The sequence below is a fragment of the Paenibacillus sp. TC-CSREp1 genome (assembly GCF_050171015.1).
In the GTDB taxonomy this organism is placed as follows: domain Bacteria; phylum Bacillota; class Bacilli; order Paenibacillales; family Paenibacillaceae; genus Paenibacillus; species Paenibacillus silvae.
This window is the reverse complement of the sequence record NZ_JBNOKM010000009.1, coordinates 161,301-187,023: the sequence shown is the minus strand read 5'-3', so window position 1 is coordinate 187,023 and position 25,723 is coordinate 161,301. Positions and strand designations below refer to the sequence as shown.

Sequence of the window (25,723 nt, the reverse complement as noted above, 5' to 3'; positions counted from 1 at the left end):
TGTTTCCCCCTAAAATAATGCATTCTCAGGATTAACTTTTTTGACAATGGCATTCGCAACCATCACCAAAACAAATCCCACAATGGATTGATATAAGCCCGCAGCCGCTGACATCCCGATATCATTAACCTGCATCAACGCCCGGTACACATACGTATCAATGGTCTGTGTGGTGCTGTATAATGCCCCGGCATTCATCGGCACCTGATAGAACAAGCCAAAATCAGAATTGAAAATACGACCAATGGACATCAGAGTCAGTATGATAATGGTTGGCTTGAGCAAAGGCAGTGTAATCATGCGAATCTGCTTAAGCTTGCCTGCACCATCAATTTTGGCCGCTTCATAAATGCTTTTATCGATGCCGGAGATAAAAGCGATATACACTATAGAGCCGTATCCTGCCGTCTTCCACAGCTGAATAAACACCAGCAGATATGGCCAATACTTTGCTTCTGAATACCAGTTAATCTCGGGAATGCCAAGCGGCTTCAGGATCGAATTATTGATAAAACCGCTGTCAGCATTGAGGAAAGCAAATACGATATAAGACAGTACAACCATCGAGATCAGATTGGGTAAAACAAGGCCGGACTGAAACAGCCTGGACCATACGCTTTTTAACAGCTCCGACATCAGAATCGCAATGGCAATCGACAGCATCGTACCAAGCACGATAAAGGCCAGATTGTATAACAGTGTGTTGCGTGTCATGATCCAGGCGTCACTTGTCTGAAACAAAAATTTGAAATTGTCGAAGCCCACCCAGTCACTTCCAAAGATGCCTTTGGCGTAGTTCACATCCTTAAAAGCGATAAAGATGCCGGCCATTGGCAAATAATTGTTGATCAGAAAATACAGCAGACCAGGCGCAGCGAGCAGCAGTAAAGGCAGTGTTTTTCTTATCCCTCCGGATTTGGTTTTCACAGTCATTGCTCCATTCTCCTCCTTAATGAAGAGCGGGGCGCGTTCCAAGGCCATACACCGCCGCTCCACATTAAACGTTCATCCACATTTTATTTCCGATGTTCTGCAATCCATTGATCCAGCTGCTTTTGTTTGCTCGCGATAATATCCTGAGCCCCCGCATCGTTCAAAGCTTTTACGAATTGTGGAATGGTTTTGTGAGGATCAAGCACCCCGGTAACGAGTGCAGGCAGATATTGATTGACCACGTTGGTTACGGCGCTCATCTGTGTTTTGACTTCACTTGGATCAAAGATAAAGCCGAAATACGGTGAGCGCTCCGTTTCCTTGTTCTCCTTCAGCTTCAGCTCCACATCAGACCAGTTCACACCTTCCAGCTGGTATTGCAGCGATTCCGAACCGACGATGCCCGTGCTCAGCATGGCTGTATAGGGAACGGTTGATGCATCCATGCCATCCGGGAACTTCACGTGATGCTCATCCACCTTGACGTAGTCCTCACCTTCAATGCCGTACAGGATCGTATTAATCAACTGCTGATCGGTATACAGCATATTGAGAAATTTGACTGAGCCCTCAGGAGCCTTCGTCGTGCTGGATACCATCCAGCTCACCAGATTGACCGCACTGGTATCAAAGTAATACGGTACCAAACGTTTCATTTCCAGGTTTTTGCCTGTTTGTGCACTAAGCGCTTTGGCGGCCTCCATGCCGCTGTATCCTCCCAGGAAAGAGAAACCACGCCCGGAAGCGATCGTATCCGAGAATGAAATAGACGTTGTAGCCGCATCCTTCTCCAGATAACCTTTTTCAAACCAGTCACGCATCATTCGGGCACCCTGTTTAAACTCCTCTGTATCATAGAAATTTTGAACCTTTCCGTCGTTGCCTACGACAACACCGATTCCCGTAGTATCTGACAGAAAATCAATCTTGTGCATGCCCTTCAGCGCCAACACCAGATTCGTGTCACTCGGGTTCACATTAACCGGTCCAAAAGGAATAACATCCGGTTGTTTTTGCTTGACCGCTTCGAATACCGCAGGCAGATCGTCCAGTGACGAGATTTTATCCGATGTCATACCAGCCTCCTTCAGCATGTCGGCATTGTATACAATGTTCGTTGGCAAAGACATGCCTTTATTCACGGGAATGCCGTAGATATGTCCATCCATCGTCGTTGCATCCAGTAGATTTGGGCCAAAATCCTTTTCCAGAATCTGTGTCAGCTCCTTGCCATATTGCGGCAGCAACTCGTCAAGCGGATACAGCTGGTTTTTGGATACATAGTTTGTGAATTGCCCCAGCGTTGTGAAAACATCCATCTGCTCGCCGCTTTGCAGTGCAAGATTCACTTTCTGCGCATAATCCGCCGGACCGTATAATCTGAAATCCACTTCAACACCAATTTTCGGAACAGTGATTGCATTGATGGCGGCTGTAACTTTACTGATATCATCAGGAATGCGATTGAATGAAGGCATCGCGAATACGACCTTTTCCACCTTCTGCGAGCCGTCTCCCTCTTGTGCAGTTGAGGATGAAGATTCTGCCCCGCATCCTGCCAGCAAGGAACCGCAAAGCACCAGTGATAACAGGGAACCCCATAATCTCTTTGTTTTCATCTTGTTTCATGACCTCCTTGTGTCGTGCTTGTATTCGTTTTCATTTTATAAAATTGAACCCTCCGCGGCTTTAACAAAAACGTTCTGTTTTTTCGTAAAAACGGGATGCATCCTGCCTGATGTCTTGAAACAACAAAAACCCTGCTCCGTATGAAGCAGAGTTTATCCTGTATCTGTAACGCTACGTGACCATCTAACACGTTAAACGTCATTATTCAACTGAACATCACGATGTCTGGCTCTGAATGCGTTCGGTGTTTCTCCTGCAAGCTTTTTGAATACGGTAGAAAAATAAGAAATCGTATCATATCCCGTTTCCATTGCAATCTGCCCCACGCTTAATTGACTTTCAATTAACATACGCTTGGCCGCTTTAATTCGAACCTCATTCAAATATTCCTTCATCGTCAGCCCTGTAGCTTGTTTGAACATTTTGGCAAGATAGTCCGGGGTCAGAAATACGCTGGCTGCCACCTCTTCACGATTCAGATCTCTGGTGTAATGTTCATGAATATAACGCATCGCCTTGTCTACAATTCCTTCCGAGCGCTGATTCTCTTTGATCGTTTCGATGGTGCGTTCCGTAACAAGGTGAGCCCATTTCATAAAATCAAAAATGCTATGCTCGGATTTGCTATATAACTGCTGGGCAAGCTGGTCGGTAAAAAGCGGATGAGCCTGTACATGGTTCTGAGCCAAAATGGCATACACCACTTGCATGAAATCCTCGCGTATGACATACAGCATCTCCGCATCCAACTGCTGCTGCGCAGCAAGCTGCTCCAAATCTTTTTTGAGACGGTTCACAATCTGCGCCTTCTCCCGCTCAACAAAGAGGCTTGTGTAATGAACTGTATCCAGATCAAATCGTTGCTGACACTCCCGTTGAAATACCTCTTGCTGCAGGTGGACCTTGCCTCGATACATGACATTCGAATGATCCATACGTTCAAGTTCTGCCTTTGCCCCGCACAGTTCATCAATCGACTGGGGCTCGCTAATATAACAGGTTGCCATACATTTCAAATATTCATTCATTAATTGAATGAGCAGCCGGGCGCGTTCCTCCAGCTGTGTTCGGCTAACGTAGTCCTCATCCAGTACCACGGCAACATATAGCATGCTGTTCTTCTGATAGGAAACAATCCGGTCATAATGAAGCCGCAGCAGCATAATCTCCGAGCTGAGATTGGCGAATGCATATCGGAACGTACTTTCATTCCATCTTTCATCAATTTCGGATAGAAATACACTAATCAGCACCAGCACATAGGATTGCTCTGTTTGAATCGTAAGTTCCCGTTTGACAATCTCCCCTTGAATCAGATCCAGCCGCGGGGCAATCGTCGCCATTAATATATCCGTCCAGAAGCCAGCTTCCACCAAACCTTTATTTTTCAGCCATGCCTTGCCAAACTTCTGATATTCCCCCATCTGTCTTCGCCACCGCAAGCCGCCAACCGCCTTCATGACAGCTGCTTCAAGCTTTTCCTGATTCAAAGGTTTGAGCAGATACGAATCCGCATTGAAGGAGATCGCCGTGGACGCAAAATCAAAGCTTTCGTGGCAGGTAAAAAAAATAAAAGCACAATCATACCCCTGCTCTCTGATCCATTGAATCATCTCAATCCCCGAACCTCTGGGCATCTCGATATCACAAATAACGAGATCAGGAACACCCGCGGCAAAGAGCATTTGTGCATCCTGAACACAGTGCGCCTGTGACACATCCGTAAAACCGTAAGAGGGCCAGGGAATAATCTCTCGCAATACCTGAACGGTAGGAATATCATCATCAATCAGCATACATTGCATCTATAATTCCCCCACTTTCATACCTGATGCAGCACCAGAGTCGTCCGGGACGGGTATCCATATGTCAATTTTGGCTCCCGCTGCTTCTTCGCCGTTCGACAGCCACAGCAGATCATCCTGTTTGTACAATAATTGCAGCGTTCTGCGAATGGTTGCAATACCAACATGCTCACCTTCGTGCTTAGCCGCCTCCGAAGAAGGGGGTTGCTGAAGCCAGGCCTCCGGGAATCCTTCACCATTGTCCTCGATGACGATATGAACGTACATCCCCCCGTCTATCCTCCTCTCCAGGTGCGCCCGGATAAATATAGATAACAGCTCTCCATAAGTTAGAGCATGCTTGAAGCAATTTTCCACAAAGGTCTGAAGCAGAAGCTGCGGAATACGAACTTGACCTGCTTCCGGCTCCAGATCAGTCATATAAAAAATCTGATCCGGGTAGCGTATTTCCTGCATGCGAATATAGTTTTCAACATGATTCATCTCTTCATTGATGCTGACAAGCATCTGCTCAGCCCTGAACATATAACGGAGATGACGGGACAGCATCTGAATCATACGTCTGATCTCTTCATTCCGATTTTGATAAGTCAGACTGGAGATGGTGGAGATTGCATTGAGATAAAAATGAGGTCTGATCTGCATCTGTAACACCTTCAGCTCTGCACGGCTCTTCTCAATCTTCTCTTCATAACTTTGAATCTTCAGATGTGTAATCTCATGCACCATGGATTGAAAGGCATGGAACAGCTTCATGAATTCAACAGAATACGCTCTGGAGGGCGGCGGGAAGGCGAGCTGGCCTTTTTCTACCTCTTTTGCAGCCCTCACCAGTTCCAGAATCGGGCGCAGCATCTCTTTTGCGATAAATCGCATGACCAATGGCACGACAATAATAGAAACAGCTCCAAGACCGATGATCAGCCACTGGATAAGCTTCAGACCGGAAAACACACTTTGTTTCATCACAATATTGGTGATTTGCCCGAATTCGGCAATCGGCCTGCTCACAAAAAGATAACGATTGCCCAGCTCCTGCTTGGTCATGTCAAGGTCCTTTTTTGCCAAGTTTGCCTGACTGGACATCGCTGTAAGAATGCGCCCTTCCTGATCGCTGAGTACAAATTGGCTGGAAGGTTCTGCTTCACGACTGGTTAAGGAGATCAAGTGATCTGCCTGGACAAACGTGCCGAAGCTCACCTCACCGTATGAAATCCATTTGAACAAATAATAAACGTGATTCACCTCTACCACGCTCCACTGCCCCTCCTGATTCCCCTGTACCTGCATTTCTCTCCAGTTTTGATGCTTCAATTCATCCGCCAGAGCCAGCTTGTTCGAAGAGTTGATCCGATTGCCGAATAAGGTGAGCACTCTCTCGTCCCGGGCAATCTGAATGAACATGCCGTCACTGGCATAATTATTCGACATCTTGGACTTCAGCGCATTGATCAGTCTTAATTCTTTGAAATAATCCCCCGCATGACCGGAAGAACCGTATTGATCCCCGTAATCCTTGGCAAAATCAGCTTGATTTTCAAATACCTCCATCAGATCCTTGGCATAAATATCCAGATTGTTATGAATCGATTCCGTATAAATCGCCAGCGTATGCTCTGAATTGCTAACGATATTTTTCTGTACCACCTGAAGAGAATAGATGTTGCTCAGAAGAAGCGCCGCAAAGAGAATAACCAAAATAACCGTGATCTGGGTGTACAATCTGAATACAATGCTTCTGCTACGGAATGAATGTTTTCTCTGCATGCGTTCCCTCTTCTCTCATCTCTCAACTCTCACCTGCATTATTCACTTTGCAATAACCAGACAGCCCCTGAACAGTCGATGCATAACACACGACCCTCAGAGGCTTGGCATAATGTATAGTTTCAGCTACCTTTTATTTTTCTGATGGTTCGTTTGATGCCAACCAGTCCAGCGCAAGTGTAATGTAGTCGTTCCAGAAATCCCAATTGTGCACGCCTGCACTCTCTGTATAGGTCACAGGAACATGCTCACGCAGCAGGAAATCACGAAACCGCTGATTCACATCCAGCAGAAAGTCCTCCGTGCCGCAGGCCATATAAATATTGGGGATCAGCGCTCCGCTTTCCTTTAACTGCATCACCAATGCTTCCGGGTCTTTATCACTGCCTTCCAGCTGGCTCAGATCACCGAAAACCCGGGTAAAATATTTATAATCTGCTATGCCGTCAGAATAACCAGGCTCTGCATTTGCAATTTTGTAAGGCAGGATGGCTGAGGATAAAGCGATGATTCCGCCGAAATGCTCCGCATACTTCAGACCGTTTCGAATCGCACCGTATCCCCCCATTGACAAACCTCCAATAAAGGTATGCTCACGCCGGGTGGAGAGAGGAAATAGTTCACGTGTGAATGCCACTAATTCCTGGCCTACATACTGTCCGTACAGCTCACCCTTATCTTCATCATCGACATAAAAATGATTTTCACCAGCCGGCATAAATACCGCGATCCGGTATCGGTCAGCCAGCTCACGAATTCGTGTGAAGGTGATCCAGTCCCACTGATTGCCTGAGTATCCGTTCAACAGATATAACGACTTCAAAGGCTGTTGCTGTATTGCCGTCTCCGACTGGCCCGGAATGACGGGCAGGTCTACGGGCAAGAGAGCATTAAACGACACCTCTCTGCGCATGCTTTTTGAGAAAAAGTTTACCTGTACAGTAGCCATATTCGCAACCCCCTGATTATGGATTCAAGTTACATGATCAGACAATGTATTCCGCAAGCTGACCTGAATCGTCTGTATAGTGCACGACGGACTGAAAAGTACCCAGATTTACGGTCAACCGACATTGAACGTGTTCCTGCTTCCAGCCCAGACAGACCTGATCGTCCGAAGATTCCAGTACACTGAATTCTCCCTGGAACGCCTGATGGGTGTTGCGGAAGCGGATCAGCTTCATCAGACGCTGCACAACCTCTTTATCCAGCTGCGACCTGATGTCCTCCAGCGTATAATTCTGACGATTAATCTCACGACCTTCTCCCGTCTCGGCTACACGTGCCAGATCATTCTCCCCGGCGAGCAACCCGACATAGTAAACCTGAGGAATGCCCGGCACAAAAAACTGAATCGCTCGTGCAGCCAGATATGCATCATCATCCTCGCTCAAGGCACTGAAATACGTGCACCGAATCTGGTGAACATTGAAGCCATCCTCTGACTTGTGTTGATCCGACAAAATCAGGCTGAGGTTCGCTCCCCGCTCCAGACAGACATCCACCAGCTGCTGCGCCTCCTCTGTACGGATAAGTCCGTCCAGATCAGGTTTGACCGGGATGCCATCATGGCAATCCAGCATGGTGAACTGGTTGGCGGGTCTGTTCTGAAGATATTGACACAGCTCCCGGCCGGAACGGTTGATTAGCGCCTCCAACACCCGGTATGGCAAAATAAAATCATAGATCCAGCAGCCGTATTCGGCGAGCTTGTACTGAATGCTGTAATGAGCATGTACTTCCGGCAGCAATTCAATCTCCAGTTCATCGGCGAGCGCCTTCACCCAGTCAAGAAACAGATAAATATCCGGTTCTACAAAGAAACAGCTCGTGCCTAATTTTTTTATAACATAACCGACAGCATCCAGTCTGACCATTTTGACATTGTTTTTTTTGAAATTTTCAAAAAAGGATCTCAGCAGCTGCTGTGTAATGGCTGCCCGTATATCCAGATCAATCTGCTCCGAGGGCGTCGTTTTGCCAAAGGTCGTCCAGACCTTCTCTTCCTGGCCCGTCTCTTTGATCTCAAAGCTGGAATAAGGCACTTCCCGGCGTAAAAACATCTGATCGATATCTGCCTGAACCGGATTTCCGTCTTTCCATACCTTGTCCAGTGTCAGGAACAGATCGGCATACTCGGACGCCCTGCCTTTCAGAAGGAAATCCTGAAAATAAGGGGACTGCTGTGAAATATGATTCACCATCAGATCCACCAATACATCCGTATGCTCACCAATAGAGCGAATGTCATCCCACGTTCCAAAGGCCGGATCAATCTCCAGATAGGTTAGCGGGGCAAAGCCACGGTCGCCTGATGACGGAAAGGGTGGCAGAATATGCACCCCTGTAAATAGACCCGAAAGTTCAGTCTGAAGCAGCTGGTTCAGTGTACTTAAATTGCCGCCAAGCGAATCCGGATAGGTAATTAATTGAACCTTGTTTTTAAGCAATGTGTCCACCCTTTCCCATGCCATACTGTTCTCGAATATGCTCCAGAGCTGGCAGCTCTACGATTGCACCCGGATACTTCAATTTGTACGCACTCACGGCAAAACCTGATTTTAACGCTTCGCGAAGGGTATACCCCTTGACGAGCGCGGTATAAAAGCCGGACCAGAACGCGTCCCCTGCCCCGGTTGTATCCACAACCTCTGCTGCACACGTCTCAAATTTCACCGTCTCTGCACCATTGGAAACCAGCGCGCCTTCTTCTCCCAACGTCAAAATAACCAGCCGTGCTCCCAGGTTCAAAAAGCGCTGTAAATGCTGCTCGGCAGATGCTTCACCAAACAAACGATCCGCATCATCCTTGGACGGTTTAACGACATCCACCTGCGGGATGACCGACTGTACATATGCAGCACCATCTTCCCCGGGTTGCCAGATCATCTTGTGGAAATTAGGATCAAAGCCAATCAGCACATGATGTTTCCTTGCCTCGGCAATAATCTGTTCGATGGCTGCTCTGGCGGGCTGCCTGGATAGCGGCCAGCACGAAAAGTGAACGATGGAGGAATTGCGCAGCCATTTTGTGAGCGCCTCATCCACGGTCAGTTGAAAATCGGCTGCCCGATAGAAAATGGGGATCGGTGTAGATTTGCTTTTGCTAACAACAACCATGCTTGTTGCTTCCCCTACTCGTTTAATGCCATCCGTATCCATACCCGCTTGCTGCAAACGGCTCAGTAAAAAGGTACCAAATCCATCCTCACCGACTGCTGAAGCGATCCGTGAACGAATCCCTAGCCGCTTGACATTAATGGCAATGTTGGAAGGCGCTCCTCCAAAAAAGCGGGTGTACCCGTCTGATCCAGCGTGATCACCATATTCATTGGATATCATATCAACCAGCAGTTCCCCGATGGCCAAGAGATCGTTGGATCGTCTCTCCAGCTTTATGCTTTCATCCAGCCCAAACATCCTGTTTCCTCCCCGAATCCTTCACGGTATTCATTCAAAGGTTATCATTTGACAATGACAACTTTATTGTAGGGCTATGTCCTGTCCGATACTTTCAGTAAAACGTTTTGTTTTTTCAAAAATCAGCGGTGGTTTATATTACGAATTGGAGACTTCAAGGCTTGAGCCAGACGTCCAATATATTCGTTTCGAATACGCTTACTGCTGTCCGCTTCGGGAGCAACATGTTCTGATGCATGATAACACCCGGGATACAGATGAAACTCCACCTGAACACCTGCTCTGGCCAGACGAGCAACGTAATCCAGAATCTCGTCCCGAAAAAGGTCCAGTTCACCAACGCAAATGTAGGCAGGAGGAAGACCTGTGAGATCCGTTGCAAGGCTTGGCGAAGCATACACAGGAATATCCGCTTTCATGTCCTGACCGAGATACATCTCCCATGCGGCCAGATTATGAGCCCGGTTCCATACCGAAGGATGCGTGATTTCATAGCTCGACGAAGTTTCGTTCCGATGATCCAGCATCGGATAGAGAGGCATTTGGAAGCATAGTGCCGGCCCTTGTCGATCCCGTGCCAAAAGAGCAAGCGCGGCAGCCAGTCCTCCTCCTGCACTGGCTCCTCCGACAGCAATTCGGCCCCGGTCGATTCCTCGTGCTTCGGCCTCGCTGGATATCCACTCCAGCGTTGTATAACAGTCCTCAAGTCCGGCAGGATAAGGATGCTCCGGCGCCAGCCGATAATTCGGCGAGATGACGATGCAATCTGCACGGGTCGCAAAATCCATGCAGAGCTGATCATCCCCTTCGGGACTGCCGAGTATCATTCCACCGCCATGAATCCACAGCAGTGCCGGTCTTTCTGTAATTTTTGTTTTGCGCTCTGTATGTGCCGGGGTATATATGCGGAGCTGAAGCTCATCTCCATGCCCCACTCGGATATATACATTCTCAATCTCTACAGCATCAGATACCTGAACAGCAGGTGCGGCATCGAGCCGTGCTTTCATCAGGTCCTCCGGCAGCTGAATAACCGCAAGCCCAAGCAGACCCGCCCGCAATTCTGGAGCAACTCTATTGATAAAATCCATTACTGTATCCTCCTGACGTATTGGCAAGCTTCATTTTGGGACTATAAAGTCGAACTAAAGATGTTACACAATCCACTCCGAGGATATAGCAACCCTCCAATCGCTGTTCGGCTTATATAGCAATAGTTCGATGTTTATCTTAAGTATATGTCAACCGGTTGACATATGAGTAACACAGAAAGTGTGCTTTCTGCAAAGCACCCCTCCTATGTCGTCTCACGTTCTACCAGCTGCACCGGGAACAGGTTCGTACTCGAAAATTCTTCTCCTTTAATTTGTTTGACCACAAGCTCGATAATTCGTTCAGCCATGGCCTGAATGGGCTGACTTACACTGCTTAAACGTGGGCTAAGCAGCGATGCTATCTTGACATCATCATAGCCGATAATTCGCATATCCTCGGGAACACGCTTCCCCGCCTGACGGGAGGCCTGCAAAGCTTCCGCAGCAATAACATCACTGCTTGCAAAAATGCCATCCACCGCTGGATGCTCCTCCAGAAAACGCATGATTTCTTCCTGAATCTCCTGCTCCTCTTTGGCGGAAGCATCAAGTTGCAGATGAATGGGTTCAAGTCCCGCGCTGCGCATCACTTCTTCATAACCCTGAGCCCTGCCATTGGCGAGTAAAGCTACATGATGTGGGCCACCAATGCCTCGATAGAGAAAGGCCGGCTGTTTACAATTCTTCTCAAGAAGCAGCTGCGTAGCCAGCCTGCCCCCCATCTCGTTATCCGAGGAAACGACAGGAATATCGTCTGCCACTTCACGATCAAGTGAAACGATAGGCAAACTTAGATTGAGATAATGCTGCACTTCAAGTAAAGAGCTGCCTGTAATAATGGCGTCGACCTTGTTTTTTTTCAACATATCCATATATTTGCTCTCTTTACGAACATCCCGATTGGAATTGCATAAGAGCAGTTTATATCCTGCTTTATCCGCATAATACTCCAAATGATAGGTCATTTCACTGAAAAAAGGATGAGACACATCGGGAATAATCAAACCGATCATATTGGATTTTCTGCGAAACAACGCCCGGGCCATCTCGTTAGGCTGATAATCGAGTTCCTTCATCACACGGTATACCTTTTCGCGAGTTTCCTCGCTAATATAACCCCGGTTGTTCAATACACGGGACACGGTTGTGACCGAAACTCCAGCTTGCCTGGCAACATCATCAATCTTGGGCATAACGATTAACCACCTTGCTCTTTTTTATCCATTATAATCTTAATCCTCGTGCATTTCACTCCAGGCCACCCCGATCCTACTTCAGAGCGCCCTCTGTAATCCCCTTGATAATCTGCTTCTGCAAAAGCAAATACATGATTAATACCGGGATAATGGTCATAATTAGTCCAGCCATAAGCGGTGCATAATCCACCGAGTAGGACGAGAAGAAATTATAGGTAGAGAGCGGTAACGTTTTGTGTTCCGGGGATAACAGCACCAGACTTGGCAGCAGGTAGTCATTCCAGATCCACAGGACGTCAAGCACAATCAAGGTAACAAAAACAGGTCTTAACAGCGGTAGCACAATCTGAAAGAATGTACGCATCCGTGAGCTGCCCTCGATAAATGCTGATTCCTCAAGCTCAAACGGGATGCCCTTGATGAAGCCATGGAATGTAAATACACCGAACGGAACACCAAAGCCCAGGTACATAAAGAGCAGTGTCAGCTTGGAGTCAAGCAAGCTCATGTTGCCGTACAGCATCACCAGCGGAATCATTAATACCTGAAACGGCAGGGCCAGCGAAGCCAGCATCGCATAGAAAAAAATGCCGTTGATCCGCCATTTGAAGCGTACAAACAAATATCCTGTCATCGAGGAAAAAAAGAGAATCAGCACCACTGAACCAACGGTAATCAGCAGCGAGTTCAGGAATCCGTCCAGAAAGTTCATATTATCGAATGCACTCACATAGTTGGCCATTTGAACGCTTGTTGGCAAGGATAATGGATTCTCTACAAATTGCTGGGTGGACTTGAACGAATTCATAATGATCAGCAAAAATGGTGTTAAAAATACAAATAACAATATATACAACAATATTTTCTTCAGTGACGGAAGGATTGCACGATGGGTCATCAGGATTCAACCTCCAGTCTCTTCAGCAGATACGATTGTGTCAGCGCAATAATTGCCACTACCGCAAACAGCACTACAGCCTCTGCCTGGCCAACCCCGTATTGGTTGGACAAAAACGCCTTCTGCACGATATGATACGTCGCCAGCTCCGTGGAGTTAAAGGGGCCGCCTTTGGTGAGCGCAAGGTTGATATCATAGGTAAGAAAGGAACGTGAAATCGAAATAAACACACAGATGACGATCGCCGGAATGGTCAGCGGCAGCATAATTCGGCGGATTGTTGCCATACGGCTCGCTCCGTCAATGCTGGCGGCTTCCAGTACATCATTCGGAACCCCGGCAAAGCCCGCAATATAAATAATCATCAAGTAACCAATCAGCTGCCATGAGGTTGTGATGACCAGAGCCCAGAAGGCTGTATCCGTGTTCGTTAGCCAGGAGGTTTCGAACCAGGACCAGCCATACTTTTCACCCAGATAAGGCAGTACCTGCGAGAATAATGTTTGCCATAAATACCCGAGAATAATACCGCCAATCAGATTCGGTGTGAAAAAACCTGTACGCAGCCACTGCTCTCCTCTCCCGCCGCCTGTCAGCGCCAGCGCGATAAAAAAAGCGACCGCATTGGCGATAATGACGGTGAAAAACACATACTTGAGCGTGAACCATAACTGAGTCCAGAACACGGTATCCTGCCAAACCGCAACATAATTCGATAAGCCGATAAAGCTGTTATCCCCGGTACGAACATCCCAATTCGTAAACGTAAGATAAAGTCCGACGATAAACGGGATCACAACCACTGCGAGAAAAGCGATAACGGAAGGACCTCCAAACAGCAGGAAGGTTCCCGCATTTCGCAATCGTATTTTTCTATCCATGTTGACCTCCTGTGCATCCCTTGGCTATGTCATGATGAAGGAAGGATGTGCTCCTCAAACCGGATGCACATCCTCTTTCCAGCGGGTTAATGGTTTATTTTCCTGCCTGGCTGGCCCAATACGCCTGCACTTCATCTGTCAGTCCTTTGCGATCAATTACACCTGCAAGATATTTCTGCATAGACGCACCTGTTTTCGCCCAATAATCCTGCGGAAGATAGTTAATCACACTGATATTCACTACTTTACCTTGATCTACAAAACTGCTCACTGCTTCGGATAAAATGTTGCTGCTTTTCACTTTGACATCTTTGTAAGGTAAAGCCAGGCCCATCTGCGCTACAATTGCATCCTGCCCTTCATCACTAGTGACCATCCATTGAATGAACTCTTTGGCTGCAGCCTGCTGTGCCTCGGTGGAACCAGAGTTATCAATCGCGAACAGCTTTGGTTCGCTGTAGGCCACTTGTGTATTGCCGTAATCCTCCGGGTTGTTGCTGATTGGCACTGGCACAATACCGAAATCCTTGTCGCGGCCTTCCAGATTGCCAATAACAGCCCAGGTCCAGTCACCCATGAAATAAAAAGCGGCTTCGCCTTTGGCAAAATCGGTGCTGTCTTTGGTGTAATCTGCCACCAGCGGGTCTTTGCTGCGTGCGTTATATTTTTTCAGCAGATCAAAGGTGTCCATCAAGCCGTTATAAGCAGCATTGTCTGCAAGCTTCGCTGTTCCATTTTCAAGATCCTTTACGAATTTACGATTGTCATCCACATTGCTGGATTGCAGGGAATATGTCAGTCCCAGATAATGTGCTCCGAGCGACCAGTCTGCTCCATGAAGCATAACCGGTGCTTTACCTGCAGCCTCTACCTTTTTGAATACAGCCTCCAGATCGTCACGGGTTTTGATACTGGCTGGATCAAAGGAGCCACCCAATGCCTCTTCCACTACACGTTTGTTATACAAAAGTCCGTACCCCTGTGCTGTCCAAGGAATGCCGAGAAATTGTCCGTCCAGCAGTGCCCCGTCCACCGCTCCTGGTTTGGTCAACCCTTCATATGTCGCCTTTTCGGAATCCAGATTGAGGAATTTATCTTTATATTGCAAAATGGTGCCTGCATCCAGATTCGCAATCGTTGCCGGGTTGCCTGATGCAAGCAAGGATTGGAACTTCTCCAGCTGCGCTCCACCAATCGGGGTTGGAATCAGCTCAATGGTTACATTGGGATGCTGCTCATGATACGTTTTGAACAGCTTTTCGAACACACCGTTGACTTCAGCAGAGGTGTTAAAAAAGGTCAGTTTGACCTCCTTGGAAGACTCATCAGCCTGCTTGCCTGAACCTTGAGATGAAGATTCTGTTGTCTTGCCTTGTGAACAGGCTGTGATAATCAACATCATTAACAATACGCCAACAAACGGTACCCATTTCTTTTTCATTGCTCAACTTCCCCCCTGGTGTTTGTAATGAATGCGCATACATTTCGAATGCAGCTTTATCATAAGCGGCGAGGATATGATATGTCAACCGGTTGACATACATTCAAAAAATTTATTTTGTCGATTTTACACGTCTACGTCTCTTCTAATACAAAAAAAGTGAAAATTTTACATAGAACTGCAATTTGCAGGGTATTTTTCATCGCAATTATATGGTAAAATTTTCAAATCAACACCAGTATTACAATTTGCACTATGGAGAGGAAGTGATCATGAAGACTTATATTGCTGCCAAGCAAGCATTCGGATGTTTTTCTTGATCAGCTTTTGCAGTAACAATCAATCTGAGGAGGGTAATATATGAAGATGGGATTGAAATTAAAAAAATCAGTTAATATTTTGCTGGCCTGCTTGACCGCACTGCCGCTGATGTTAACACCTACCAACGTGTCAGCAGCAAGTGATGCCAACATCAATCTGGCCTCTGAAAAGCAGCTCATCAAAGGTTTTGGCGGTATCAACCATCCAGCATGGATCGGTGACCTTACTGCGGCACAACGTGAAACCGCTTTCGGGAATGGCCAGAATCAGTTAGGCTTCTCTATTCTTCGTATCTATGTCGACGATAATCGGAATAACTGGTATCGCGAAGTAGCTACCGCGAAACGGGCTATTGAGCAAGGAGCTATCGTCTTCGCATCGCCGTGGAATCCGCCAAGTGATATGGTTGAAACCTTTAACCGCAACGGTGCAAGCGCGAAACGCTTGAAATACGACAAATATGCCGCGTACGCGCAGCATTTGAATGACTTCGTTACGTATATGAAAAACAATGGTGTAGACCTGTATGCCATCTCGGTGCAAAACGAGCCGGATTATGCTCATGACTGGACCTGGTGGACACCACAGGAAATTCTTCGTTTTATGAAAGAAAATGCGGGCAGCATCCAGGGCACCAGAGTTATGGCTCCGGAATCCTTCCAATACTTAAAAAATATTTCCGACCCCATTCTGAATGATCCTCAGGCTCTTGCCAACATGGACATTCTGGGCGCACATACGTATGGAACTCAGATCAAAGACTTCGCATACCCTCTTTTCAAGCAAAAAGGGGCGGGTAAAGAGCTGTGGATGACTGAAGTGTACGTACCAAACAGTGACAACAACTCCGCTGACCGCTGGCCAGAGTCTCTGGAGGTCTCCTATCATATGCACAATGCGATGGTTGAAGGCGATTTCCAGGCTTATGTATGGTGGTACATCCGCAGACAATACGGACCTATGAAGGAAGATGGCACGATCAGTAAACGTGGTTACAACATGGCCCATTTCTCCAAATTTGTTCGTCCAGGCTATGTTCGTGTAGATGCAACCAAAAACCCGGATACCAACACTTACGTTTCGGCTTATAAAGGAGACAACAAAGTTGTCATCGTCGCGATTAACCGCGGCAATTCAGCAACCAGTCAGCGGTTTGTTCTGCAAAATGGCAATGCCTCCACTGTATCCTCGTATGTGACGGACAGCAGTCGTAATCTGGCAAGTCTTGCACCCATTAATGTTTCCAATGGTGCGTTCACAGCTCAGCTTCCTGCACAGAGTGTAACTACATTTGTTGCTAATCTCTCTGGTGGCACTGGAGGCGGGAATGTAGGCACTGGCACCACATATGAAGCTGAGACGGGGACAACGTTGACAGATGCAGTCATCGAAACACTCTACCCGGGATATACGGGATCAGGATATGTGAACTTTAACGCGTATACAGGCTCGGCCATTCAATGGAATAACATCAACAACACGATAACAGGTACCAAAAACATAAAGTTCCGTTACGCCCAGGAGAGTGGTACTCGTAATCTGGATATCTACGTGAATGGCACCAAAGTGCTCAGCAATGAACCCTTCACTGCAACAGGAAGCTGGTCCACCTGGAGTGAGAAAACCATTCAGGTTCCTATGAATGCGGGTGTAAATACCCTTCGAATCGTTACCACAGGTACTGAAGGACCGAATATTGATAATATTACAGTAACGGCTGCCTCCTAAATACAGCAATCATTCTTTATTTTACTGTGTTGTTTAGGACAAGTCTGATAACCCGCATTGGATTCTCCCTTTTTAATCAAGGCAATAATTAGCCAAGCCCCGTGTTTTCAGCAGGTATTACTTACCGATCAGCTGAAGCACGGGGTTTATTTATTACATATCAACTCGTTTTTCAAGGAGGATAAACCTGATGCACAGATTATGTGGAATCATGTTTCTTGTCATTGCACTAATTCTAAGTTGTGTGCCAATGAACCAGGCATCTGCTGCAAGCTCCACTATCGCCAAACAGATCGGAAATGCAAATCCGTTAATCGATCATCATCTCGGTGCCGATCCTTTTGCCTTAACCTATAACGGACGTGTCTACCTCTACATGTCCAGTGACAATTATGAGTACAACAGCGATGGCTCCATCAAGGATAACACCTTCGCTAATCTAAAAAGCGTATTTGTTATCTCGTCTGCCGACATGGTGAACTGGACGGATCACGGAGCTATTCCCGTTGCCGGTGCGAACGGAGCAAACGGTGGTCAGGGGATAGCCAAATGGGCTGGCGCATCCTGGGCCCCTGCAGCTGCTGTCAAAAACATAAATGGCAAAGACAAGTTTTTCCTTTACTTCGCTAACGGTACTGGCGGTATCGGCGTACTAACGGCAGATAGTCCTGTCGGGCCATGGACAGATCCGATTGGCAAAGCTCTTTTAACAACGAATACCCCCGGCATGTCAGGCGTGGTTTGGCTTTTCGACCCTGCAGTTTTCGTGGACGACGATGGGACAGGATATTTATATGCAGGTGGTGGAATTCCCGGCGGCTCGAACCCCACTCAGGAGCAACGAGCCAATCCCAAAACAGCCCGGGTTATCAAACTCGGTGCCGATATGACCAGTGTAGTTGGCAGTGCATCAACGATTGATGCACCCTTCATTCTGGAGGACTCGGGCATTCATAAATACAATGGCAGGTATTATTACTCCTATTGTATTAACTTTGGCGGCGTACACCCATCCAACATTCCACCAGGTGAAATTGGATATATGGTAAGTTCCAGCCCCATGGGCCCCTTTACATATGAAGGACATTTTCTGAAGAACCCCGGGGTATTCTTTGGTGCAGGCGGCAACAACCACCATTCGGTTTTTCAATTCAATAATGAGTGGTATGTCGTGTATCACGCTCAAACCGTCAGTCTGGCTCTATATGGTTCAGGAAAAGGTTATCGCTCACCACATATTAACAAATTGCAGCACAATACCAATGGTACAATTCAGGAAGTGACTGCGAATTATGCTGGAGTTCCCCAGCTATCCAATCTGAATCCATATACCCGTGTCGAAGCAGAGACCTTTGCCTGGAATGGCGGAATTCAGACGGAAAAGTCGAATGCACCTGGCGGTCCAGTAAACAATCAGCAGGTAACCCAAATACACAATGGGGATTGGGTCGCGGTAAGTAAAGCGGATTTTGGTTCCAGCGGAGCTCAGACTTTTAAAGCCCATGTTGCTTCTGTATCAGGTGGAGGGAAAATCGAGATTCGTCTGGATAATGTCTCCGGTCCTCTTGCTGGCACACTTAATGTCCCGCCTACTGGCGGTGCACAGAACTGGCTGGAAGTCGAAACCGCCGTTAGCGGGGCAACAGGGGTCCGAAATGTCTTTCTAGTCTTTACCGGCAGCGGATCAGGTCAGCTTTTCAACTTCGATTACTGGCAGTTCTCTAACACTTCTTCGTCTACAGGCACAGGCACAACCTATGAAGCGGAGAGCAGCACTCAGCTGACAAATGCAGTTATCGAAGCCCTCTATCCCGGTTACACGGGTACCGGATATGTAAACTTCAACGCTCTAACAGGCTCATCCATTGAATGGAATAACATTACTAACATGACGACTGGCACTAAAAACGTAAAGTTTCGTTACGCATTGGAAAGCGGCACACGCACTGTCGACATTTATGTGAATGGTACCAAAATGCTTAGCAATGAACCCTTCAGTGCAACCGGCAGCTGGTCTACATGGGGTGAGAAAACCGTTCAAGTCCCTATGAACTCAGGGATGAACACCCTTCGAATTGTCACAACAGGGACAGAGGGTCCGAATATGGATAACATTACAATAACGCCCTCCTTATAAAACGCCACCGTTTGCTACATTTCTGACAGTATAACGACGCCCAAATGGAAGCCAGGAACATAGAATAATCAAGATTCCTTGATCCAAAAAATAAAAGGCTCTTTCAGGATGATCCTGAAAGAGCCTTTTCGTAATGCGGTCGAGAGGACTCGAACCTCCACGGGGGGTTAGCCCACACGGACCTGAACCGTGCGCGTCTGCCAATTCCGCCACGACCGCATATTTTGTGTCTCACCAACTAATATCAGCGACAAGAAATAATATATCATGCACCTTTTCTCTTGTCAACACTAAAATAAAACCAAAAGTGCGAACCAGGTTCATATCCGGTTCGCACTTATATTATCTGGCTAGATTTATCAGGGGCTGGATTAGCTCACGGCCGCATGATTATAGCTTGGACGGCCAGCTGCCATACCATGCATACCCGCCTCTTCTTTCTTTTTCAATATCACTAAGCTTGTATTTCACAATCCCGTCCCGGCCTACAAAGATCGGTTTGTCTGTGCCAAGCTCATAAAAACGCGCCCAGATTGGTGCTGCACTTGAATCCGCAATAATCCGGCTGTCCCCATTTGCTCTTTCATAGCGATAACCTGTAATTTTCACTTTATTAAACCAGGCTTCTGCACCTTTGATAGATGCCGTAATTCTGGAATTGGCCGGTCTGGTCTTCAGAAATTTCACAATGTTTACACTTTCCGCTGCCGTTAATGAAGGTACTTCATAAATTCTGGCTCCCGCTGGTTTAAGTGAGCTCGAATCATGCTGCTGGCCCCATGCCGTAAGCTTGCCACCGGATACTACCTGTGTATTCAGGATGGCATCCACACCTTTGGACACCGCATTTTTACTGCGATTTGCAAGTGAACTGTCGATAAAGGAGAAGTCTCCTTTGCGCCCCGCGACCTCATCGAGCATGTACATTACATTAATCATAGCGTCGTCATTATACGTAATATGTTTATGATAACCGGAGCTCTGGTAAACCTGCGGCCACCCGCCATTCGAATACTGCATGTTCAGCAAAAAGTTAATGCCCTTGATTGCTGCAGCCGAGTATCGCGGATCATTTGTTTTTTTGAATTCATTTGCAAGTCTTCTAATCTCTGAGTATGTAGCTTTGTTATCAATTGTTGATTTGGCCCACTCACCTGATGTCTGGCTGTAATCCTTTCTCCACCCCCCATCGGGACGTTGGTTTTTCAAAATATCAGACATACTTGCCGTTGTACCTGAGGCATCCGCAGCAGATACGGTTGCTGTAGGCAAAATTGCCATTCCCACTCCAGAAAAAACCATCGAACACGCGAGCACAAACGTGACCCATTTTTTTGCTTTCAAAAGACAACACGCTCCCCAATTCACAAATATGATCGCTCTCTCACATGTCTACCTACTGGCTTATATTTCATGGTATGCTTTGATGCACCCCAAGAACAAACCAATAAAATCTAATTAAATACATAATTTGTATGAATAAATTTATGATATGCAATAAAATAAATTTTGTCAATATATGCAACAAAGCTCAAATTTCACTTTATACTAATATTCACCCATCCAACTTTTAACACTTGACAAATCGGTTTAATAACCAACTCGGAACCTGTTTAAACATTAATGACTTTTTTGTAATCTTTACTGTCGAAATTTCAACAAAATTATGACGAAAATCAATAATTCCGCTAACATTGAATCGAAAAGAAGCTTTACAAATGGGTTTGACATTTACGCATTTATGCAATATAGTTTCAAATAGTTACAAAAACTTAATTATTCATTTGCCGAGTTTCAGGATTGAAAACGGGGGAACCATTTTGGGTGAATTATTCTTATACATAGGAAATATAGGGAACCTTCTACCGAACCCTTAGCTAACTCCGTAGGCATCGAAGGGAGAACATTGATTTTGAAAAAACTGATTATTTCCATTTTTGGAGCTGCTGTACTATTCACATCCGGGGCAACAAGCACAGAGGCAAGCTCAATCAATTCCGTTGTTAACAATATGACAGGCATCCCTTACAAATGGGGCGGCACAACCATGGCTGGCTTCGATTGTTCCGGGTTCTTGAGATATCTTTTTAACAAATACAGCATTGAACTGCCACGCACTTCACAGCAGCAGGCCAAAGCAGGCACACCGGTAGCCAAAACCAATATTCGTACAGGCGACCTGGTATTTTTCAACACAACAGGCAAAGGCATTTCACATACAGGTGTATACATCGGTGGAGGTCAATTCGCGCACGCGTCCAGCAGCAAAGGGGTCAGCGTCACCAAGCTCTCCAACCCTTACTTTAACGATCGTTATGTGACAGCCAGACGGGTTACAGGTCAATTTATGTATAACAAAATGATTGGAAAAATCTAAAATCCATCTCATACAAAAGAGAGGCCCTGGTATATGCCAGAGCCTCCTTTCTATTTTCGGAACATGTACATGTCTATAATGGACTAATGCAGCGCCTTCTGCACACGCATAGCCCCTTGCGACAAGGCATGTCCGCCTCCAACAGCCCCAGCGACAGCTACCGTCTCCATAATCTCCTGATCGGTCGCTCCCTTGGAGCGGGCCTCCTGTACATGATAGAACGTGCATACTTCATTGTTGGCAAACAGGCCGATGCCCAGCGCAATCAGCTGCTTTGTTTTGGCATCAAGCACACCTGGCTGAAAGCACTCCCCTGTAAACTCGTGATACGATCTCACCACATCCGGCAGTACATCACTTAATGCGCCAATCTGATCCTTGTACGCATGAACTTTATCATTCATCAATGTCATGGCTTGCAGCACACCCTTTCGGCTGTCAATACAGCGAATTTTTCCACTGTACCTATCTTCTCTCGGCCGTGCAGCAATTATGCCAGGTCATGATGGTAATTCCAAGCATATCGTTTACTTAATCAACTTCTTTATTCCTCCAGAACACTTTGACGAGGCTCACTGAACAGCTGATACCGATAACGGCGGTCCAGCTTCACCACACGACGATTCTGACGGCGAATCAGCACCTGTTCATCATCCCAGGCCACCACAATGCCAGTCACATCGTTAGACTCCAGCTCGTCCCGTACAACTCTTACCTTTTCACCTGACAATCGCAGGGCATCCAACTCTGAATCACTGATCATGTTTTAAACTCCTATATTCAAATTCGTTTACAAAAAGAGACCTAAATGAAAATTCATTTAGGTCTCACGTGACTGTATTGGACTGTCATGTCATTCGAAGAAAATGTCCCGACTGAGAGTTACCGCTGCGCGTGCTCTTTGCTGTCGTTCTTCTCGAACCAAAAATCAAGCACTTTGGCGGACATCACACGTTCTTCAAGGTACTCTACTTGGTGCGGTGTAAATTGTTCTTTCCAAGAGAAGGACAACTCTTCACACAAGCCTACAATCGTCAGCAGTTCTGACCAGGCAACATAGCGTTTGTACCAGAAAAATTGAGGATGTTCAATCATATAGGGATAAAGGTCATCGAATTCCGTATGTTTACAATCCAGGGCACGTTCAAAATGAACTTTCGATTCCGCCAGCTTATCAATAAAAAATTGTTCTGTTGCCGGTTGGTTCCCCATGGTGTTGCCTCCTCTCCCTAACATACCCTCATTATAAAGGAAATCCGCAGCCATGCAAAGGCAAAGTTCGAAAATTAGGCCCTATTTCCTTCAAAATGTCACATTTCGTTATCGTCAAATTGCACGGTGCCGTTATTTAGTGAACGAATGCGTACAAGGGCTTCCACCGGAATACCCTGCTCCCGAATCGTACGCGCTCCAGCCTGGAAGCACTTCTCCACAACTACACCGAAGCCAACCAGCTCCGCACCGGAACGTTCGATAATTTTGATGACACCGCGAGCAGCGTCTCCATTCGCAATAATATCATCGATGAACAGAATTCGGTCATTTTCATGAATAAATTCGCGAGACACCATAATGTCCGTAACGATGCCCTTTGTAAAGGAGGGTACACGTTCGCAGTAGGCATCAGGATCGGCCAAGAGCGTTTTTTTGCGACGGGCAAATACCAAAGGTACCCCCAGCTCATGCGCTGCGGCAAAAGCAACTGGAATGCCTGAGGACTCTACTGTAATCACTCGTGTCACACCACTCTCGCGAAAACGCGCAGCAAACCGCCGTCCCATCTCCATCGTTAATGCAGGATCAATCTGATGGTTCAGAAGTCCATCCAGCTTCAACACCTGATCCGAGATGACGACTCCTTCTTCTAAAATTCGTTGTTTTAATATATCCATGATTTGACCTCCCAAGCCTATCCTATGAGGTTTAAAGTATCATATATCCGGCTGCAAGTTCAAGCGAAATCCGGCACACCTCCGTATAACAGTGCTAATTCATAATCTGACTCATCCTGCTGTCATGACTTTTATGGGTCAAGCATACCTTGTACTATGGTACCCGCATGTCCAATAAATCCCGGGACCTGAAAGGGGAAACACATGAAACAGGCATTCCGGGTGCTGCAGATTGCATTCACTTATATCGGAACCGTTGTAGGCGCCGGCTTTGCCACCGGGCAGGAAATACTGCAATTTTTCACACAGTATGGCAAGTGGGCTACCATCACCATCGGATTGTCCACCATGCTTTTTGTCTGGCTTGGCACCAAAATGATGCTGATCGCTCATGATACAGGTTCCCGTTCATATGAAGACCTGAATAAACATCTGTTTGGTCCCAAGGCTGGCGGGTGGATTACCTGGGTAACCCTTATTGTGCTGATCGGTGTAAACAGCGTGATGCTTGCGGGAGCAGGCTCTGTTTTTATGGAACATCTGGGTCTGCATTATCAAACGGGCCTGATCATTACCCTCATTGGCACGTATTTGCTTCTGGGACGCGGGATGCAGGCTATTTTGCAAATGAACAGCATTGTCGTTCCGATGATGCTCCTGTTATCACTGCTGATGATTTTCAGCACAGTCCATCACCCTGGTGCACTACGTTTTATCACCCTTACAACAGATAACAACCCTATCCAGGTCTGGGTATCACCGCTGCTATATGCTGCTTTCAACCTTGCTCTTGCTCAAGCAGTGCTTGTCCCTGTTGGCAATCAGATTCGTAATCGCAATACGCTGAAATGGGGTGGAATCGCAGGCGGGATCGGCGTAGGTTTTATGCTTATGGCAGCTCACTTTGCTATGTCGGCATATATGCCTGGCATCACCCAGTTCGAAATCCCGATGGGCAGCATTGCTTTTCAATTAGGCTGGGTTGTTCAATCGATCTATGTTTCACTGATTTTCATGGAAATCTTCACGACATTTGTTGCCGACATCTATGGTATGACATTACACCTCAGACAGCATCTCAGCGTACATCCCCGATTAATCACATTAACCATCATGCTGCTGTGTTACTCACTCAGTCAATTCGGCTTCAGCTCCCTGTTGTCCATCCTGTATCCGATCTTTGGCTGTATGGCAATGTTCTGGGCTGGAAAGTTACTTTTGAATCGGTGGGGCACGTTTCGGGGTCGAAATAATATATAAGGTAATTGACTAACAGTTACCTTTCATTCGAAGGTCTTACTGTCCTTTGACTTTCATTCAGGAGTTTTACTACGTTTTACATCTAAATATACATGCCTGGTGTAAAGTCGTTTTATGCGGCCATCGTTATGTTACAATAAAAATGACTTTAAAAAAGAATTAAAGGATTGGTTCTTTATGAAAAAAACAGACAAGCTCGCCTCCTGAATTCGCGCTAATATCAATTTAGGAGGCACATCCAATGAATTTTAATCGCATCAATTTTGACGTTTGGAACAGAACAGAGGCATTTAACCATTATATGAACCAAAATACGTCCTTCAGTTTAACCCGGGAAATAGATGTCAGTGTCTTATATCGGTTCACAAAGCAACACAAATATCGGTTTACTCCAGCTTTGATCTTCTTGATCACCACTGTAGTGAATTCACATCCGGCTTTTAGAACGAGCTACAATTGTGAAGGGGAGCTGGGTTACTGGGACAGGCTAGATCCGCTGTACACCATCTTTGATCGCCGTTCTGAATCATTCTCTGCTGTTTGGACTAGCGTCACTAACGATTTCGAGACGTTTCATACGGCTTATACTGCCGATGCAGAAAATTATAATGGTTCAGGCAGGCTGTTTCCCAAAACACCTGTACCCGAAAATACGTTTTCTTTTTCGGTTATTCCGTGGACCTCGTTTACCAGCTTTAACTTGAATATCAATAACAACAGTCGTTACCTTTTGCCTATTATTACTGCAGGGCGATTGATTCATAAAGGAGATTTAATCTATCTGCCAATTTCATTACAGCTCCATCATGCAGTCTGTGACGGTTACCACGCAGGCTTGTTTATGAACTCCGTTCAGGAACTGGCACACCATCCGAACAATTGTATTTTCTGATACCCTCATCAATATATTTGGACCAACCAAAAAGCCGCTGTATCACCTACAG

22 protein-coding genes, 1 tRNA gene and 1 riboswitch are annotated in these 25,723 nt (G+C 46.5%); of the genes, 5 read left to right on the top strand and 18 right to left on the bottom strand.

The window, feature by feature from the left end:
• Positions 1-9 precede the first annotated feature (9 nt).
• The 12 genes from ACQSGY_RS15670 to ACQSGY_RS15615 all read right to left on the bottom strand — a co-directional run bounded on the left by ACQSGY_RS15670 (position 10) and on the right by ACQSGY_RS15615 (position 15,064).
• The gene (locus ACQSGY_RS15670) at positions 10-933 is read right to left on the bottom strand and encodes an ABC transporter permease (RefSeq protein WP_216513305.1); all 924 of its coding nucleotides are present in this window, start codon (positions 931-933) and stop codon (positions 10-12) included.
• Positions 934-1,016: 83 nt separating this feature from the next.
• Positions 1,017-2,552: an ABC transporter substrate-binding protein gene (locus ACQSGY_RS15665; RefSeq protein WP_427052557.1), complete on the bottom strand. Its 1,536-nt coding sequence runs from the start codon at positions 2,550-2,552 to the stop codon at positions 1,017-1,019.
• Positions 2,553-2,753: 201 nt separating this feature from the next.
• The gene (locus ACQSGY_RS15660; protein WP_427052556.1) at positions 2,754-4,367 is read right to left on the bottom strand and encodes a helix-turn-helix domain-containing protein; all 1,614 of its coding nucleotides are present in this window, start codon (positions 4,365-4,367) and stop codon (positions 2,754-2,756) included.
• On the bottom strand, positions 4,368-6,134 hold the full coding sequence (locus tag ACQSGY_RS15655) for a sensor histidine kinase (protein WP_427052555.1): 1,767 nt from the start codon (positions 6,132-6,134) through the stop codon (positions 4,368-4,370).
• A 133-nt stretch (positions 6,135-6,267) separates the two neighbouring features.
• Positions 6,268-7,083 (bottom strand): alpha/beta hydrolase, encoded by an 816-nt coding sequence (locus tag ACQSGY_RS15650; protein WP_427052554.1) that lies wholly within the window; start codon positions 7,081-7,083, stop codon positions 6,268-6,270.
• A gap of 37 nt (positions 7,084-7,120) precedes the next feature.
• Entirely contained in the window at positions 7,121-8,608 is a 1,488-nt protein-coding gene (gtfA, locus tag ACQSGY_RS15645) for a sucrose phosphorylase (protein ID WP_427052553.1), read from the bottom strand.
• Positions 8,577-9,554, bottom strand: a complete 978-nt coding sequence (locus tag ACQSGY_RS15640) for a carbohydrate kinase family protein (RefSeq protein ID WP_216513300.1) — start codon at positions 9,552-9,554, stop codon at positions 8,577-8,579. The genes gtfA and ACQSGY_RS15640 overlap by 32 nt, the downstream gene beginning before the upstream one ends.
• Before the next feature lie 122 nt (positions 9,555-9,676).
• Positions 9,677-10,645 (bottom strand): alpha/beta hydrolase, encoded by a 969-nt coding sequence (locus ACQSGY_RS15635; RefSeq protein WP_427052552.1) that lies wholly within the window; start codon positions 10,643-10,645, stop codon positions 9,677-9,679.
• 206 nt (positions 10,646-10,851) lie between these two features.
• A complete protein-coding gene (locus tag ACQSGY_RS15630; protein ID WP_427052551.1) occupies positions 10,852-11,841 on the bottom strand; it encodes a LacI family DNA-binding transcriptional regulator in 990 nt (329 codons plus the stop codon).
• Positions 11,842-11,917: 76 nt separating this feature from the next.
• Positions 11,918-12,742, bottom strand: coding sequence for a carbohydrate ABC transporter permease (locus tag ACQSGY_RS15625; protein ID WP_427052550.1), 825 nt, complete (start codon positions 12,740-12,742; stop codon positions 11,918-11,920).
• Positions 12,742-13,623: a carbohydrate ABC transporter permease gene (locus ACQSGY_RS15620; RefSeq protein ID WP_216513296.1), complete on the bottom strand. Its 882-nt coding sequence runs from the start codon at positions 13,621-13,623 to the stop codon at positions 12,742-12,744. The genes ACQSGY_RS15625 and ACQSGY_RS15620 overlap by 1 nt, the downstream gene beginning before the upstream one ends.
• A gap of 94 nt (positions 13,624-13,717) precedes the next feature.
• The gene (locus ACQSGY_RS15615; RefSeq protein WP_289374142.1) at positions 13,718-15,064 is read right to left on the bottom strand and encodes an ABC transporter substrate-binding protein; all 1,347 of its coding nucleotides are present in this window, start codon (positions 15,062-15,064) and stop codon (positions 13,718-13,720) included.
• A 366-nt stretch (positions 15,065-15,430) separates the two neighbouring features.
• Between ACQSGY_RS15615 and ACQSGY_RS15610 the strand changes: the two genes are divergently transcribed.
• Both ACQSGY_RS15610 and ACQSGY_RS15605 read left to right on the top strand, forming a co-directional pair.
• Positions 15,431-17,113, top strand: a complete 1,683-nt coding sequence (locus ACQSGY_RS15610) for a carbohydrate-binding protein (RefSeq protein ID WP_427052639.1) — start codon at positions 15,431-15,433, stop codon at positions 17,111-17,113.
• Between the two features lie 211 nt (positions 17,114-17,324).
• A complete protein-coding gene (locus ACQSGY_RS15605) occupies positions 17,325-19,250 on the top strand; it encodes a carbohydrate-binding protein (RefSeq protein ID WP_427052638.1) in 1,926 nt (641 codons plus the stop codon).
• Between the two features lie 134 nt (positions 19,251-19,384).
• Here ACQSGY_RS15605 and ACQSGY_RS15600 read toward each other — a convergent pair.
• Together ACQSGY_RS15600 and pelA are read right to left on the bottom strand one after the other, a co-directional pair.
• Positions 19,385-19,469 (bottom strand) — tRNA-Leu (locus tag ACQSGY_RS15600).
• 171 nt (positions 19,470-19,640) lie between these two features.
• Complete coding sequence (gene pelA, locus ACQSGY_RS15595) at positions 19,641-20,531, bottom strand: pectate lyase (protein ID WP_427052549.1); 891 nt, start codon at positions 20,529-20,531, stop codon at positions 19,641-19,643.
• Between the two features lie 494 nt (positions 20,532-21,025).
• Positions 21,026-21,157, top strand: a riboswitch (cyclic di-AMP (ydaO/yuaA leader).
• 5 nt (positions 21,158-21,162) lie between these two features.
• Here pelA and ACQSGY_RS15590 point away from each other — a divergent pair.
• Complete coding sequence (locus ACQSGY_RS15590; RefSeq protein ID WP_427052548.1) at positions 21,163-21,627, top strand: C40 family peptidase; 465 nt, start codon at positions 21,163-21,165, stop codon at positions 21,625-21,627.
• Between the two features lie 83 nt (positions 21,628-21,710).
• Here the strand turns inward: ACQSGY_RS15590 and ACQSGY_RS15585 are convergent, their stop codons facing one another.
• From ACQSGY_RS15585 to ACQSGY_RS15570, 4 genes are all read right to left on the bottom strand, one after another.
• Positions 21,711-22,040, bottom strand: a complete 330-nt coding sequence (locus tag ACQSGY_RS15585; RefSeq protein WP_111269878.1) for a carboxymuconolactone decarboxylase family protein — start codon at positions 22,038-22,040, stop codon at positions 21,711-21,713.
• A gap of 131 nt (positions 22,041-22,171) precedes the next feature.
• The gene (locus ACQSGY_RS15580) at positions 22,172-22,390 is read right to left on the bottom strand and encodes a hypothetical protein (RefSeq protein WP_111269877.1); all 219 of its coding nucleotides are present in this window, start codon (positions 22,388-22,390) and stop codon (positions 22,172-22,174) included.
• Positions 22,391-22,509: 119 nt separating this feature from the next.
• A complete protein-coding gene (locus tag ACQSGY_RS15575; protein WP_024629266.1) occupies positions 22,510-22,839 on the bottom strand; it encodes a hypothetical protein in 330 nt (109 codons plus the stop codon).
• A gap of 98 nt (positions 22,840-22,937) precedes the next feature.
• Positions 22,938-23,519 carry a xanthine phosphoribosyltransferase gene (locus ACQSGY_RS15570; RefSeq protein WP_110893403.1) on the bottom strand — a complete coding sequence of 194 codons (582 nt, stop codon included), beginning with the start codon at positions 23,517-23,519 and terminating at the stop codon, positions 22,938-22,940.
• 204 nt (positions 23,520-23,723) lie between these two features.
• On the opposite strand from ACQSGY_RS15570, the gene ACQSGY_RS15565 reads away from it, so the two are divergent.
• Both ACQSGY_RS15565 and catA read left to right on the top strand, forming a co-directional pair.
• Positions 23,724-24,779 carry a YkvI family membrane protein gene (locus ACQSGY_RS15565; protein WP_427052547.1) on the top strand — a complete coding sequence of 352 codons (1,056 nt, stop codon included), beginning with the start codon at positions 23,724-23,726 and terminating at the stop codon, positions 24,777-24,779.
• Between the two features lie 241 nt (positions 24,780-25,020).
• The gene (catA, locus tag ACQSGY_RS15560; RefSeq protein ID WP_427052546.1) at positions 25,021-25,671 is read left to right on the top strand and encodes a type A chloramphenicol O-acetyltransferase; all 651 of its coding nucleotides are present in this window, start codon (positions 25,021-25,023) and stop codon (positions 25,669-25,671) included.
• Positions 25,672-25,723 lie beyond the last annotated feature (52 nt).

Coding starts and splice junctions, on each gene's coding strand:
- ACQSGY_RS15620 (WP_216513296.1), bottom strand. CDS start 13,623: ATGGATAGAAAAATACGATTGCGAAATGCGGGAACCTTCCTGCTGTTT.
- ACQSGY_RS15630 (WP_427052551.1), bottom strand. CDS start 11,841: ATGCCCAAGATTGATGATGTTGCCAGGCAAGCTGGAGTTTCGGTCACA.
- ACQSGY_RS15660 (WP_427052556.1), bottom strand. CDS start 4,367: ATGCAATGTATGCTGATTGATGATGATATTCCTACCGTTCAGGTATTG.
- ACQSGY_RS15585 (WP_111269878.1), bottom strand. CDS start 22,040: ATGACATTGATGAATGATAAAGTTCATGCGTACAAGGATCAGATTGGC.
- ACQSGY_RS15625 (WP_427052550.1), bottom strand. CDS start 12,742: ATGACCCATCGTGCAATCCTTCCGTCACTGAAGAAAATATTGTTGTAT.
- ACQSGY_RS15655 (WP_427052555.1), bottom strand. CDS start 6,134: ATGCAGAGAAAACATTCATTCCGTAGCAGAAGCATTGTATTCAGATTG.
- ACQSGY_RS15580 (WP_111269877.1), bottom strand. CDS start 22,390: ATGATCAGTGATTCAGAGTTGGATGCCCTGCGATTGTCAGGTGAAAAG.
- ACQSGY_RS15650 (WP_427052554.1), bottom strand. CDS start 7,083: ATGGCTACTGTACAGGTAAACTTTTTCTCAAAAAGCATGCGCAGAGAG.
- ACQSGY_RS15670 (WP_216513305.1), bottom strand. CDS start 933: ATGACTGTGAAAACCAAATCCGGAGGGATAAGAAAAACACTGCCTTTA.
- gtfA (WP_427052553.1), bottom strand. CDS start 8,608: ATGGCATGGGAAAGGGTGGACACATTGCTTAAAAACAAGGTTCAATTA.
- pelA (WP_427052549.1), bottom strand. CDS start 20,531: ATGGCAATTTTGCCTACAGCAACCGTATCTGCTGCGGATGCCTCAGGT.
- ACQSGY_RS15605 (WP_427052638.1), top strand. CDS start 17,325: ATGTTTCTTGTCATTGCACTAATTCTAAGTTGTGTGCCAATGAACCAG.
- ACQSGY_RS15640 (WP_216513300.1), bottom strand. CDS start 9,554: ATGTTTGGGCTGGATGAAAGCATAAAGCTGGAGAGACGATCCAACGAT.
- ACQSGY_RS15570 (WP_110893403.1), bottom strand. CDS start 23,519: ATGGATATATTAAAACAACGAATTTTAGAAGAAGGAGTCGTCATCTCG.
- ACQSGY_RS15615 (WP_289374142.1), bottom strand. CDS start 15,064: ATGAAAAAGAAATGGGTACCGTTTGTTGGCGTATTGTTAATGATGTTG.
- ACQSGY_RS15635 (WP_427052552.1), bottom strand. CDS start 10,645: ATGGATTTTATCAATAGAGTTGCTCCAGAATTGCGGGCGGGTCTGCTT.
- catA (WP_427052546.1), top strand. CDS start 25,021: ATGAATTTTAATCGCATCAATTTTGACGTTTGGAACAGAACAGAGGCA.
- ACQSGY_RS15665 (WP_427052557.1), bottom strand. CDS start 2,552: ATGAAAACAAAGAGATTATGGGGTTCCCTGTTATCACTGGTGCTTTGC.
- ACQSGY_RS15610 (WP_427052639.1), top strand. CDS start 15,431: ATGGGATTGAAATTAAAAAAATCAGTTAATATTTTGCTGGCCTGCTTG.
- ACQSGY_RS15565 (WP_427052547.1), top strand. CDS start 23,724: ATGAAACAGGCATTCCGGGTGCTGCAGATTGCATTCACTTATATCGGA.
- ACQSGY_RS15575 (WP_024629266.1), bottom strand. CDS start 22,839: ATGGGGAACCAACCGGCAACAGAACAATTTTTTATTGATAAGCTGGCG.